The organism is Gammaproteobacteria bacterium, assembly GCA_029881255.1.
Lineage (GTDB): Bacteria > Pseudomonadota > Gammaproteobacteria > S012-40 > S012-40 > JAOUMY01.
Genome location: JAOUMY010000001.1, coordinates 310448 through 324238, shown reverse-complemented (window position 1 = coordinate 324238; position 13791 = coordinate 310448). Strand labels below are relative to the sequence as shown.

Annotated in this window: 11 protein-coding genes; all 11 read right to left on the bottom strand. The window is 48.7% G+C overall.

What is annotated here, in order from left to right; translation table 11 throughout:
- Positions 1 to 91: 91 nt before the first annotated feature.
- Positions 92 to 1672, bottom strand: a complete 1581-nt coding sequence (locus OEZ43_01435) for an AMP-binding protein (protein ID MDH5544220.1) — start codon at positions 1670 to 1672, stop codon at positions 92 to 94.
- Positions 1669 to 2682: a GNAT family N-acetyltransferase gene (locus tag OEZ43_01430; GenBank protein MDH5544219.1), complete on the bottom strand. Its 1014-nt coding sequence runs from the start codon at positions 2680 to 2682 to the stop codon at positions 1669 to 1671. Before OEZ43_01430 ends, OEZ43_01435 begins: the two co-directional genes overlap by 4 nt.
- A 1-nt stretch (position 2683) precedes the next feature.
- Positions 2684 to 4015, bottom strand: coding sequence for a hypothetical protein (locus OEZ43_01425; protein MDH5544218.1), 1332 nt, complete (start codon positions 4013 to 4015; stop codon positions 2684 to 2686).
- Complete coding sequence (locus OEZ43_01420; protein ID MDH5544217.1) at positions 4012 to 5115, bottom strand: BtaA family protein; 1104 nt, start codon at positions 5113 to 5115, stop codon at positions 4012 to 4014. The genes OEZ43_01425 and OEZ43_01420 overlap by 4 nt, the downstream gene beginning before the upstream one ends.
- Positions 5105 to 7759: a PEP-utilizing enzyme gene (locus tag OEZ43_01415; protein MDH5544216.1), complete on the bottom strand. Its 2655-nt coding sequence runs from the start codon at positions 7757 to 7759 to the stop codon at positions 5105 to 5107. Before OEZ43_01415 ends, OEZ43_01420 begins: the two co-directional genes overlap by 11 nt.
- On the bottom strand, positions 7760 to 8662 hold the full coding sequence (locus tag OEZ43_01410; protein ID MDH5544215.1) for a UbiA family prenyltransferase: 903 nt from the start codon (positions 8660 to 8662) through the stop codon (positions 7760 to 7762).
- Complete coding sequence (locus OEZ43_01405; protein ID MDH5544214.1) at positions 8659 to 9951, bottom strand: hydroxymethylglutaryl-CoA reductase; 1293 nt, start codon at positions 9949 to 9951, stop codon at positions 8659 to 8661. The genes OEZ43_01410 and OEZ43_01405 overlap by 4 nt, the downstream gene beginning before the upstream one ends.
- Before the next feature lie 91 nt (positions 9952 to 10042).
- The gene (locus tag OEZ43_01400; GenBank protein MDH5544213.1) at positions 10043 to 10369 is read right to left on the bottom strand and encodes a Rieske 2Fe-2S domain-containing protein; all 327 of its coding nucleotides are present in this window, start codon (positions 10367 to 10369) and stop codon (positions 10043 to 10045) included.
- A 13-nt stretch (positions 10370 to 10382) separates the two neighbouring features.
- Entirely contained in the window at positions 10383 to 11021 is a 639-nt protein-coding gene (locus OEZ43_01395; GenBank protein MDH5544212.1) for an alpha/beta hydrolase, read from the bottom strand.
- Positions 11018 to 11953: a patatin-like phospholipase RssA gene (rssA, locus tag OEZ43_01390; protein MDH5544211.1), complete on the bottom strand. Its 936-nt coding sequence runs from the start codon at positions 11951 to 11953 to the stop codon at positions 11018 to 11020. The genes OEZ43_01395 and rssA overlap by 4 nt, the downstream gene beginning before the upstream one ends.
- An 11-nt stretch (positions 11954 to 11964) precedes the next feature.
- Positions 11965 to 13617: a hypothetical protein gene (locus OEZ43_01385; GenBank protein MDH5544210.1), complete on the bottom strand. Its 1653-nt coding sequence runs from the start codon at positions 13615 to 13617 to the stop codon at positions 11965 to 11967.
- Between the last annotated feature and the right edge of the window lie 174 nt (positions 13618 to 13791).

Here is a 13791-nt window from a genome sequence, read left to right as displayed (position 1 = left end):
TTCGTATCACCAGTTCGTCATGCGTCACTATCTTTTTGACCTAAACTGTTCTCGGTAGTGTTCATAGAAACCTCATGCGATGTCAAACGTATTAAGCAGGATTTTCTTTGTCTAACCAGTATCGAAGTTCGGGGTACAGTATTTTTGAGTTATGACGTGGATCGACAGGCATTCTTTTAATGAACAGTATGCGTGACAGTTGAGCCCAACTCAGTTGTTGATGCAGAACTTCTGACAAGTCTTGGGATGTCTTGTTATTCGTCTCGCAAATCAGCACTCGTTCTCCATGATGTTGCATAAGCGCAGCCCGGTTCACACCGTCTACCATGAGTGCGGCACACTCGACGGCAAATGGGTATAGCACACCGGCCTCATCCTCTATTCGCGCTGAGGCACGACCTAGTAACCACAAACGCCCATCTTTATCTAAATATCCAGCATCCTCGGTTCGATGCCAGATTTCGCCGCTTATATCGCGTTTTGTTTCACCATCGCCTTTGCCGAGATAATAACTCTTTAATACGTGTGATCCTGTTACCAGAATTTCTCCCGCTTGTCCTTGACTACAGCTATGACGATCAAGTGTCGCCAAATCACTGTGTGATTGTTGTTTAACCCACTCAAAATCAACAATACGCAACTTGATATTAGAGACAGGTTTTCCAACCAGTAGTCCCTCGCCATTTAGCATGTGGTGCAGATCGTTCTCCTCAACTTCCTGCCACAATTGATGTGCAATCGGTTCTGCTTCGGTAGACCCATAGACGGTAGTGATGAGTCCTTGTGGATTGATGTCTGCCAATTTTTTAATCAGGTGTGGAAACACGGGCGCGCCGCCGGTAAAAATATGCGTCTTGGCCGTCAATGTCCTGTTTTCCAGAACAAAGTAATTCGCAATTCTCTCCAGCAAGGCGGGAGGGGCGCATAGGCGTTGTGGTTTCTCTGACTGCAAAATTTCGGAGATAGGCGCCGGGTCGATTTCTCCGGGTTTGCGCAGATCGCCATCGGGAATCAAAGAGCATACTCCTGCCGCCATATTGCTCAAAACAAATATGGGAAAGGTAGTGAGATCGCGTTCGCCGATGTTGGCGTTCAGGGTTTTAACGACTTCGTGATGCTGTGCTAGTAGAAAATCGTGTGTACGCATTGCAGCTTTAGGCCGGCCTGTGCTACCGCTGGTGAAGGTTAGCAACGCGGGTTCGCTTCCACCAGCTGCAATGTGAGCCAGGGGATTAAACATACGCGCGCGTGTAAATGATATGGAAAACGGTATCCAATGGTCTGTGTGCAATTTAACGGGAATATTTCGTAATGAACGCGTGGTAATGCGTAGTAAATGTGCCTTGGCGCTGCCAATAAATGCCTTGGGTGGGAATATGCGGCAACAATTATCGATATACGTTTTACCCATGCCCGGATCAATGAACATGGCAATCGCCCCAAGTCTAAAACAGGCAATAAGCGATACATAGAGAGGGATGGAAACGGGCACAAAGATCAATACCGCGTCACCCGCCTTGATACCTTGCTGCTGGAGCAGGCTGGCTACGCAAGCGCTCTGATGATCGAGCTCAGCGTATGTCAACCGTGTCTGCTTTCCCTGATAACTGATAAGAACCGCTTCATTCGCTCGCGTTTTCGTTTGTTGCAGGAGTATTTCAGCGACATTCATTGCGCGATACCTGTGTTCGTCTGCAGATGTTTTACGAACAAGGTATATCCGCGTATTGGTCTCCCATATCGGTGACTGAGTACCAGAGACTTATTGCTGTCGTGCATCAGGGCGTGTATGGCGTGGCGGTAACCTAGTTGTTGCGCCTTATCGACAAGTTGATCGACGAGAAGCGCCCCAAGGCCAGCGTATTTACGCAGCGGTGAAATAGCGACGGTCTTAATAATAAAGGTATCGTGTTTGCCTTGCTGTAAATAGTCAGGTATCGCGAAAATAAATCCTACCAGAATATCGCCATCAAATGCTAACAAGGTCAATTCGGGTTTTATGTATTGACGTACCGGAATATAGAGTTGACTGAAAGACTCGAAATCGATGTCGGTGTATAGAAAATTGTGTTTGAACGACGCGACTGATAAGTTGTAGATGTGTTGTAAATCATGTTGAAAATTTTCCAGCTGAATAGGTCGAAAATGGATTTTGAGTGGCTGCAAGCGTTGGCGTATTTTTGGAATCCGTTCATCGCGAATGCTCATATCCTCAGCGAGAGAGGAAGTGTAATGGGCCAGGGCTGAATAGTTTGCAGTCTGAAATTGCTCAGCCCAGGCAGGCGGTGTATAGGGTTCGAGAAAAAAAGGTGCATGGTCACCGAGTTCTGTAGTGAAACGATAGCTCCTCCAGGTGTTTCCGTTCATCGGAGCAATACAATAGGCGCACTGCTGTTGCTGTAGCACTTTCTCCATATGGTGTATGAGTAGATGGGCCGCTGTGGCACTTGCCGCGGCATAATGGCCGATGAGTCCGCTGGATTGGCTATTCAATTTTGGTGTGTTAGTCCACCATGCCGAGGCGTGGGCCTCTATTTCCTGGGCGGCGTTAAATATGCCCAGTGTGAGTTGGGGTTTATCTGATTCGATTTGAGTTTTTGATATCCCCGATAGCCCATAGGCAAACCTATAGTGCTCGAGGTCCGAGTGAGAAAGTTCGCGGATACTTAATTCATCGTTCATTTTAAAACAGTACCAAGGGTGTTATACCGACTATCGTGGCCAATCCGACTATCGTAGATTGTCTCAGCCAACGGTCCTTGTCGGCTGGTGCCTCATCGATATTTGTCTGATCCATAGAAAACATCCATGTCGCAAGAAAAATTAACGGAAAGCTAATCAAAGTATAAAACAGCGAGGCTGTATCTTTTTGCCAGTCCAGTACCAGATACAATCCCATAATAAGTATCCCGCTCTTGGTTGCGCAAATGATGGCTAATATACCCCGGTGTAGTCGAGGCCTTATACGTAAATGTCTGACGAAAAGAATGATGGAAAGATGCGTGGCAAATCCGAGGGAAAAAAGAAAAAAAAGCGTTGGGTATTCCAGTATGCGAAAAAAATAAAGCCAGAATGTACCTGTGGCAGTAACACTGATGATGGCCGACATACCGTGTATACGCTGCTGTATATCTTCACGCGCCGGGGTTAATAGCGGATAACTGAGTATTGTTACCAGGGCTACCAGTAACCAGCGCCAATCCGCCAGTGCCCACACGACATAGCCGAATACTGAGGCCAGTAAAATGGCCTCGTTACGCAAGGTGCTCCAGCGGCGCCACCAGAGTAATCCGAGGAGTAGCAACAACAGTATGCCAATGTGTTGTGTAAGAGTCTCGTGACTTAGATGCAGGTATTCGCGGATGAGAAACAATGAGCCTATGGGTACGAATAGATTGTCGATTCCGTCCCAGGAGAAGGCTTCGACCAGCATGATAACAATGCCCAATAGTGTGGACGCCAGCAAACTGGTGTAGACATCAAAGTCGGTAAAAATGACCAGATAGCAAAAACTGCATAGAAAGGCAGTAAACAGAAACGCTAGTGAACCCTCAACCGTTTTTTCGCCGACAGAAGTCTTGAAGCGTGTCTCTCCAAGAAAGACGCCGATAAGCGCGGCCATGGCGTCGGCAAAGGTGAGTATCAATATCGGTATCATATAGAGCGTGGTATCGCCCTTGGCCAGATAGAAGCTGGCGGCAACAGCGAGCGGAAAATAGAAATCACCATAACTGTCTCGTTTCACTCCGTGTAGTGCGCTACCGAGATTGCGCTGGAGTATAGGTAGCTTTTTAATCAGAAATAACAGGATTGCGGAAATGCCGGTTAACACGGCCACCGCCCATGCCTGCGAAAAAACAAAAGGAAAGCTAAGCGTGACGCAACCCATGCCGATATGTACGGCTTTACGCGACAGCTCTGGGTGCCACTGGAATCGTCTGGCAAGCAATTTAACTACAAGCAGGTAGCCAACAAGCAAAAGCAGAAAAAAGACAATTTTTAATCCGATGTTCATTGCTGCGAGACTTCTTCGACGATAAAGCGGCTATAGAAAAACGCCTTGTCCTGCGAAAATAGCTCGCTGGCCAATGTCTCGTTCGCGTGTAACCTGTCGCTGAGGCTCTGTGGACGTGAACGTGGAACCAGCATATTCCAGTAAGCCAGTCTTGCCTCTGGATTAGAATGTTGAATGATAATGTCCAGCAGGCGATGAAAGTTTTCTTCAGACATGTATTCGAATATATCGCTGAGATTAAAACAGTCGATTCTTTCCTGTGGATGCTTTGCCAGATAATCTTCTATCGACATCGGGTGTAGCGTAAGTTTGTCGAGATTATTACGTATGGATTCAAAATGCTCTTCTCGTAATGCATACGGCAAGGCTTGCTGGTGTTGACCGAGCAGTATCCATTGCAAGTAGGGGTTTTGCGAGGGGTCGAGCTGGGTAAGCGCATAGCGTGTGCGTTGCAGTATGCGTTCGGCAACGCTGCCCTCTACATAGTGAAAAAAGCGTGGATCGCGACCTTTGCTACCCATCACCCGACGGGAAAAAAATATTCTAAAAAGCAGACGCCAGCGCCAGTTATTCCAGGTGTGTTGGTAAAAGCGTTCTCGCTGCACAACCGACTTGGCCTCTAACAATTCGGAAATACGTTTGCGTCTATGTACGAGCGGCAGCACACGCTTGCGGAACAACTCGAAATAATGCTCAAATTTTCCGATCGTGCCTATACCATTCTGGATATCATTCGGGCGCGTGTCCCAGAACTCAACACACCATGTAGGCAGCGCATTGCGACACCGACGATAGAGAGATAGTCGTTGTGTGCTCGCTACGGAGCCGATGAGCTCCAATAGCTCGTGGTGTTGTAGACTGCGATAGGCCGCGACTCTCAACTCCAGACATGCCAGTTGCGCGTGACTGAGATCCAACGCAATTACCTTGGCTGGGCTACATGACAACATCGCCAGCGTGTTGTCCCCTGCAGAGGCGATAGATAAACAGGTATCTCCCGGCTGTATGCGTAAGGCCTGAAGCAGAATGTCCGCGTCCTCCCAACATTGGGCGTAGCGTATTTCACTAAAATCCGCATGTTGAGAGATTTCACTCGACATGTTCTGCTTCCTCTAGCTTCCAGATCTTTCCTGTGGTGCCGTCGAACTCGACCAGGTCTCCGCTCTTTAACCACTTTGTTACATCCTCAATCGCGACGATCGCCGGAATACTCATCTCCCTGGCAACGATAGCTGCGTGAGACAACAGACTGCCGCGTTCGACCAATAAACCGGAGGCAGAGGCGAACAACATAATCCAACCTGGATCGGTGCGTTCCGCGACCAGGATTTCGCCTGCCTCAAGTGTCTGACTGCGTGGATCAGTGATGACGCGGACCCTGCCGCGAACAATGCCGGGACAACAACCGGTACCGGCATGTTGCGAAGCGTGTTGATCAAAGCTTGCCTGGTGTGGTGGAACAAAAGAGTTGCCGATATAAACAGCGCCCTTGGTATCAAAACGATCTGCAGGCACCGCCTGTGTAGAATAGTGTTCAAACTCTCTGCGCCGCAGTTGCGCGAGTTCCGCCAACTGGGTGGAAATGGCCGTTCCTTCGATGAACCCCAGACTTTCTTCGACGCTGAGATAAAAGACATCGCGTGGATGCAGCAAAACACCTTCCGCATAAAGTCGCTTACCGATCTCGACAAATAGGCTCCTCACGCGACCAAATACGCGGGTGCGCTCGAAGCGCAGATTTTCCCGATCTCGTACACGCGCTCGCGCATTGCGTAAAACCCAGGCAAACAGGCGTCGTTTGATCGGCTTGTTTCCTATGTGATCCTTCCATCGTTCATTGTTGTTTTTTTTCGATTCTGAATTGGGGGTAACCGGTGGATCACGTCGAGCGAGTGCGACGACGGAACGTATGAGTGAGAGAGGATTGTCATTGAGCGTCTCACTCTCGAGTTTTAATTCATCGACGCAGCGATCACCAAATTTGCGCAGATAAGCCGAATAAAGCGTGTAAAACTCCGGCCAGTCGGAAAGTGACTGCTCGATATTGTAGGGCGTGACAGCCTCCAGAGTTTCAATCAGCTGCTGTTGGCCTTGTACCAGCGCCGCCATTTCACAAACCCGTTGTGCAGGCTCGGCACTAATAATACCGCCCTGATCCTGTAATAGTTCATTGTGTAAATTGCCGCCCTCGTCATTACACCATTTGCTCGAGAGACTTTTGAGCGCACCGTAAAAAATCATGGCATAAAAGTCGTTGATCAAGGGAGCATCCCAACGCGTCAACAACGCTGCCTCCAGTTCGCGATAGTGTTTGGCCAATTCGTCTAGGTGCTGTCGTTTCAATTCCTCGCTGCTAAGAGCGAGCGCACGGTTAAGGCGTTGGTAAAACGCATCGATTTTTTTGGGTAAACTAAGATGATTAAAAAACAGCATTAGCAGCGTGCGCAGAAATCTCACGCTATCGAAAAATTTCTCCGCTGATCCGGGCTTTTCTATGTTGATGAACTCGTCAGGTATTCCTTCTTTCACTCCCATCATTTGTTCCATAAAACGACGGTTCATCTTGAAGCCGGGGAGTAGGGAAAGTAGTCGATACCAGTTGATCAAATTGTAATAGATACGCCCCTGTATCAGCCCCAACATATTGCGAAACACATTGCCGCAGGAATTAATGGTGTTTGCGGGTACGCTCATGAGGCGGCAGAATTGACGATAAACTTCCTCATACGCACTGCGGGCAAAAGAAAATGTTAGCGGTGTGGTTACGCCGTTATAGCTTTCGGCGATATTGCTATTGTCCCAGATGCGGGTTTCGCCTCCCGGGTCTGGCATGGCGCTGAGAGACGTAATTGGACGAGACTGGAGTAAAAAGAGTTTTCCATTCTCATACGCCCACTCGATATCTTGTGGACGCTGAAAAATCTCGTTTACGCGCCCTAATAGGGTCTGAATCTCTGATATTTGCGGTGGTCTGAGGCAGGCGACGTTCTTCAGGTCACTTGCAACCGGTGTTTGAGCAATCTGGCGTGTCTGTTCATCAAATTGGTATGCGTGCGTTTTGGTACACACCGTCTGTTCTAACACCTTGCCCTGCTGGTCAATGCGATAGCTGTCTGCATCGACATCACCCGACACCAGTATATGACCCAGCCCATAAACAGCTGAAATGACGGAAACATCACGGCGTCCACTAACTGGATCGGCGCCAAAGGCAACACCGGCGGTTTCTGCCCGTAACATTTGTTGAATCAATACCGCAGGAGGTGATGGCGAGCCTTCAAGTCCCCGCTCACGTCGATAGCGCAATAAATGTTCACTGAATCCAGAACGCCATACTTTTATGATGTGTGTTACGAGCTCTGAACGTGGAATATATAAAAAGCTTTCCAATTGGCCGGCAAAGGAATGCTGGCTACCGTCTTCATCTGCCGCAGAGGAACGAACTGCGAAGTACTGGCATTCGTTCGGAAAGCTGTGCTCGAGTGCTTCCTGTAACTCATCTTCAAATGATGCGGGTGGTGTAAGTTTGTCGAGTTGGGTCGCAATATTCTTCCAGTCGCTCAGGTGTTGAAATTCCTCAATGGAAATATCTGATAGCGCATCGAAGAAGGCATGAGTGCTGACCACGCACCAGGCAGGTATAGGTAGTCCGTAGCGTGACAAACGGTTAAGCGCCGCGGCCTTGCCGCCGTATCTCGAAGTATCATCCTGCAGCGATGGAAAGAGGAAATAGCTATTCTTCATCTATTGTTGCCAAATATAAGGAATGAGTCCGATCGTCAGGTATGACATCAATATCCAGATGCCAGACATATTTTCGATCTTTTTTGACGATTCCGGCGTCATATTTTTCAGAAACTTTAAACCGGCGGAAATGCAGGTGACTGACAACATTCCGCCTAAGAGTAATGACGGCACCAAATAATCGAGTTCGGCACCCGCAAGCGCGACGATAAGAAGTGCGATCAATATCGTCGCAATCCATGCATAAACCGCGACGTGTGCGCCCCACAAAAAGGAATAGGTTTCAACGCCGGTCTCCTCGCTTTCAGGCGCGCGTATCTTGCGTCCTATCTCTAACACGATGCCGTTGACGAAGCTCAGTGCAAGAAAAAAGATAATGTTCTGGGGCGGTACAGCATCAGTGCGTATCCAGTCGAAGCCGGTTGCATACAAGGCGATCAAGGGCATGATCAACATATGACTAAAAAGGTAAGCCAGTGCATGACGTTTTAACCACTCATGCACAAAAAACTCTTTGCTCATTAACGCAAAATAGATCCAGGTAAAAATCAAATAAGGTAAAAGCTTTTGTTGATACACGATTGCGGCCGCAAGTTGCACAACAATAATGAGCATGCCAATGCCACCCAGTTCTTTTAGACTTACCAGTCCTCTTGGAACAGGGCGATAGGGTCGATAGGCGAGATCGTCTTCATAGTCCTTAAACTCATCGGCGATACGCAGCAACATAAAAAAAATCAGGCTGGACAGAAATGAAAGTGCCAATGCGCTCCACGCAAACTCGCGACTTCCTTCTGAAATCATTATCGAGTACGTGACAGCGGAGGCGCTAAAAACCAGGATTAACAGGCTGTGCGCAAGTAGCGGAAATCGTTCACGTTGATATATCCACCATCGATTCATTTATCGTCCGCTTTCCCTGTTGCATCACCGCGTGCGAGTCGTTGATGGGCGCTGGTGAAGTGTCCCGCCGTTAATGCGCCGATGATGGAAAGTTCACCGGCTAAGGCGAGACTCGCGCAAACCTCGGCAAAGGCTCGTGCGTGACCATGTCCCGCTAAACCCATAATATCCAGACAGGCCTTCTGGCTGGGTAATTTCGTTCCACCGCCAACCGTGCCAACGATAAGATTGGGCAATGTTACCGATGCATATAGTTCATTGTTGTCGGTCACTTCCATACGTGTGACACCAACCGCAGATTCAGAGACACAGGCGGCGTCCTGGCCACAGGCAATATATAAAGCAGCGAGTCCGTTGGCGTAATGTCCCTGTACACCGATGGTGCCACTCAATACACCACCGATCGCCGACATGCGCCAGTAGTCAACCATTTGCTTCGGGGTGGTGTGTAAAACCGCACGCACGAGTTTTTCCGGCAAGGTGACCTCAGCGCTGACTTTTTTTCCGCGTACCGACAGGAAAGACAAGGCGCTGGCCTTTTTGTCGCCGGACAAGTTTCCCTCGACAAAAAAGTATTGCGGTTTAGTCGGGCTGTGTTGCGCGATATGTTGTACCACTGCGTCAGTCGCAATCGTCACCATGTTTTGTCCAGCAGCATCACCAGTTAAATATTCAAAACCGAGGTAAACATGATTTCCCTCGACAGTTACACGCATATCACTCAGTTTTGCGTGTCTACTGGTGGTTTCTGCTATCGATTTAAACGTGTCCACCTGTTGTACTGCCCAGCGCACAAACTCGCCAGCTTCTATAATGTTTGCGAATGCAAACGCGGGTGCGCGGCTAACTCCCTCGCTGAGTAACATTGACGAACAACCCCCGGCCTTACTGATTAATACCGCACCACGACTATATGATGCGACCAGGGCCGCTTCACTTGTGGCCAGGGGGATATAATAATCACCTTGCGCAAACATTCCGTTGACACGCAGCGGACCGGCAAGTCCTACAGGTAACTTTACTGTTCCGATAAGGTTTTCAATGTTGTGTTCGAATACCGGTAGTTGCGCGATAGTTTGTGCATCTAACAACTGTGCTTTGGCGTGCTCATCGACATTTAGCTGACACCATCGTGCATTGACACCGTCGATGTCGCAATTAGGCCGGTGAGCGATGTGTGGTGGCGATTCATGATGCTTGGGGGATAATTGCTGGTGGAGTTTTTCAGGTCCGATATCATTTAGCAGGGCCTGGATGTAGGGATTGATGTGTTGGTAGTCACGAGACAATTTCTTATCCTTTTACGTTAATTTTGTTTCTCCGTGTTCGGGCCTAATATCACTATCGCTAGATTATTTCATCCTGAAGACTGTAGTTTTGTCAGTCAAGAAAAATCTGTTGGTTTTCGATGCGTATGGTGGCCGGCGTCAGGCTTTGGTTGACGCATGGACCTCTCACGCACAAACCATCTTCGACGTTAAACAAGGCGCCATGAATGGAACACTGGATATAAAACCCTTCCATATCCATGAAAGCGTCTGGCAACCAATTCATGGTAGCGCCGGTATGCGGACAGCTGTTCTTAAAGGCATATACCTGACCATCGCGCTTAATCAGAAACACATCTTGGGTATCGGGATCGTCACCCAGGCTGAATCCGCGTGGCGTGTTTTCCTGTAATTCACTCATAGCGCAAAGCAGTGTCATATAAGAGGCTCCACTAAGTAGTCTGTTCCAGGTGATGAATAATAGCGTCCCGCAGATCGATTAGGCGACCGTGAAAAAAATGTCCGGTTTCTGGCATTAGATGAAGTTGCGGAGGTGGTTGCACCTGGTCTGCCCAGGTTTTAACGCTTTCGACCGGCACAATTTCATCGTCCTCACCCTGAATCAACAGCCAGGGACAGGTCGGCGAACGGTAGTCGTCCAATGCGTAAAGATTCACAGCTGGAGAAACAGTAATTAACTGCGCCAGTTCAATTTGTTGCGACACGCGTAATGCGATATATGCCCCAAAAGAAAATCCGCCTAACCAGATATCGTGATCTGGAAACTGAGATTGAGCGTAGTGAATGACGGCAAGCGCATCCTCGGTCTCGCCAATTGCCTCGGCAAACTGTCCTGTGCTCTTGCCGACGCCACGAAAATTAAAACGTATTGCGGGAACATTTAGCGAATTAAATGCTTTGGCTAGGGTGTGCGCGACCTTGTTGTCCATTGTGCCGCCATGTAGTGGGTGCGGATGACAGACCACGCTGACAGCATGAAACTGGTTATATTCTTCCGGAATAGAGACAACAGCCTCAAGCGTGCCTGCCGGCCCGGATATGCTAATGCGTTGTTCTGCTATTTGACTCATAGTGATTTGACCAATTCCTCGATAACACTTTTCTGCGCACGTACAGCTTTGCGTCCAGCTTCAACGGCTTCATCGACGCGATCAAATTCCATTAATCCAAGATGTGACAGGCGCGGACTAATGATGACATCCGGCGGATCTCCAGCCATGCGGCTGCGCGTGATGCGATCTTGCATGATGTTTATTGATCCAGCCATAACATCAAACAAACCTGGTGCTTCGGTGTGTTCATCGAAGTGGTTGTTGACCATGTGGTTTGCCCGGTCGCGTAGGCTTTTCATCCACTGTTGCAACATGCCGGTTTCCTTGTCGTGATCGATGGAGCTTGGCAGGTTGGGAATATTATTTTTACGCGGCATGTGTTTGCCAACAATGTCGCCGTTTAGATTTACAGCTATGATTTTTTCAGCGCCGAGTGCGCGACACACTGAGATAGGTACGGGATTCACTAAGCCCCCATCTACTAGCCAGGTGTCTTGATATTGAACGGGGGTAAACAGTCCAGGTAGAGCGGAGGACGCTCTTACGGCATCAAATAAAGAACCTTTTTGAAACCACACTTCCTGTCCGGTGCCGAGATTACAGGCGACTGCGGCAAAAGGCTTTTCGAGTTCTTCTATGGCGATATCGCCCAGATGTTGACTGAGAAATTCAAATAATTTGTTGCCTTCAATGAAACCGCCACCGGTTAATAGCGAGAGGTCGAGAAATTTTATCAGGCTGGATTTGGTGAGTTGCTGCGCCCAGCGTTCGAGGCGGTCAAGATCACCTTTGACCAGAGCTGCTCCAACCAGAGAGCCTATCGAAGTGCCGCATACTATCTCCGGTTCGATTCCCATGTCCTGGAGTTCGCGGATGACACCGATGTGTGACCAGCCCCGTGCAGAGCCGCTACCGAGTGCCAGTCCAATTCGGGGTTGCTGATCGGCCAATCGTTGTCGCTTTAATTGCCGGCAGCAAGTGCTTCAGGTTTTGCTGCTTGCTCGGTGGACGTCTTAACCGGGTCTGCTTGAACAGCGGTGGGCTCTTCCGCGTTTAATTCTGCAATGATAGCGGAGACGGGTTTATCAATTATAGGTGCACTGGCTACTGGTTCAGGTGCAAGTGGGCTTGTTTGATTGTTTGGCTCAGTTGTCTTGCTCTCGTCGTCCACTTCGTTTTCGACTATAGCTTGCGGAGCCTCATTTGTCTCTTCAACGGTATTTTCTACAGTTGGTGCGCTTACTTCGTCTCCGAAGGCCACTTCCTGACTCGCGACTTCACCAGAATCGGCATCCGCTAGCGAGTTACTATCTTCTTCATTGGCACTTTCTTTGGTGAGTGTTTCCGCCTGAGGAGGAGTGTTGAGTTCTGCCGCCTGCTGTTTTTGCTGTTGTACCGTCATGCTAAGTGCCTGGCTTTCCATTTCGGACATGGTTAATGCCTTTTCGGTACGCTCCAGCCTATTATTTGTCAGCGCAAGTTGGCTTTCCTTGGCTTCCAATTCTGCTTGTAATTGCGAGACTTTTGCCGAGTAAAGCGCATCTTTGGCGACCAACTCGCCGTTCTCCTTCTTTAACTTGCGGATGGAGGCATTCACTGCTTCCGGCGTCGATGAATCTCTCACCTTGATCAAGGTATCTCGTAAGGCAATTACCAGGTCTTCCTGACGTTTCTGCTGTGTAGATAGCTCTTCAACATAACGCGCCAGTAATTCTGATTGAACCTCTAATGGATTGTCTCTCACGTCATGAGTGGACAAAGCCTGCGCGACACGCGAAAGCCGATATTCTTCATCAAGTACCACCTGCTCCATAGACATACTGATTTTGTGAGAGAGAGATGCGACCTCTTCCACTATATATAGAGCCCTTTTGGCGGCAAATAGCGCTTCATCTGACAATTGTTCGACGGCTGCGCGCATGTGAGGATTGAGATTGATAAATTCTTCGGCCTTGCGATATACCTCAAGCGCCTCGTTATAGGTCTGTGGCGCAAGCTCGGCGCCGCCGCGGTATTTAACGCGCTTTAATATCTCTTTGGGTTCTTTTAATGCACTATATGTGATGGATTTCTTTTCAAGCTTACTCATCTCGGCGAGAAGACTCTCGCGTTCTTCTTTTTCGGCGCGTTTACCTTCTTCAACCTGACGAATTATGTTGTTTAGCCGTGCAATCAGACTGCCGTATTCGCCACGATATATCTCGCCGGCGTTTAGCTCATCCAGATTGGATTTGATCGTCAGTTCGTCCGCAAGCGTCGCCTTTATTTGACGCGCAACACGCTCGCCGTTTTTTAACATGGCTTCTGCGACAGCAACCTTTTGTACGACATGCTGCCGTGGCTGGTTCTGCGCTAACATATCCTTGGCTTCAGTGATTGCCTGGGTGGCGAGATCGAAATGTTGGGGCGTAAGGAAATCCAGTTCGCTTTCACGTGAACGGGTAATATAGGTTTCCGCCTCCATTATGGCCTCATTGGTAGGCATGGCCTGAAGGCGCACGACATCTTCCTTCTCTGGAGACGCCTTGATTTCCTTGATGCTGGTTGCGCAGCCATTTGCCAGTGCTAAAAGCACACCTAGCGCCACTGCGTTTAATGTCTTGTGTGATGACATATGCGAATCCTGAATTTAGTCCCTTAAATAAAGGGACTCGCCATTATATCTATCAATTCTAGAAATACAAAATTTGGAAATTGATAAGGCAGATTATGCGCCAGATTGGGTATGGTTGCTGCATTCTGGTGATGATTGTTTGAGAGGATTCGCAAAAAAACGCGATGTAAGCGA

Excerpts from the sequence above, each read along its gene's own strand:
- OEZ43_01435 (MDH5544220.1), bottom strand. The coding sequence starts at position 1,672 with ATGAATGTCGCTGAAATACTCCTGCAACAAACGAAAACGCGAGCGAAT.
- OEZ43_01430 (MDH5544219.1), bottom strand. The coding sequence starts at position 2,682 with ATGAACGATGAATTAAGTATCCGCGAACTTTCTCACTCGGACCTCGAG.
- OEZ43_01425 (MDH5544218.1), bottom strand. The coding sequence starts at position 4,015 with ATGAACATCGGATTAAAAATTGTCTTTTTTCTGCTTTTGCTTGTTGGC.
- OEZ43_01420 (MDH5544217.1), bottom strand. The coding sequence starts at position 5,115 with ATGTCGAGTGAAATCTCTCAACATGCGGATTTTAGTGAAATACGCTAC.
- OEZ43_01415 (MDH5544216.1), bottom strand. The coding sequence starts at position 7,759 with ATGAAGAATAGCTATTTCCTCTTTCCATCGCTGCAGGATGATACTTCG.
- OEZ43_01410 (MDH5544215.1), bottom strand. The coding sequence starts at position 8,662 with ATGAATCGATGGTGGATATATCAACGTGAACGATTTCCGCTACTTGCG.
- OEZ43_01400 (MDH5544213.1), bottom strand. The coding sequence starts at position 10,369 with ATGACACTGCTTTGCGCTATGAGTGAATTACAGGAAAACACGCCACGC.
- OEZ43_01395 (MDH5544212.1), bottom strand. The coding sequence starts at position 11,021 with ATGAGTCAAATAGCAGAACAACGCATTAGCATATCCGGGCCGGCAGGC.
- OEZ43_01385 (MDH5544210.1), bottom strand. The coding sequence starts at position 13,617 with ATGTCATCACACAAGACATTAAACGCAGTGGCGCTAGGTGTGCTTTTA.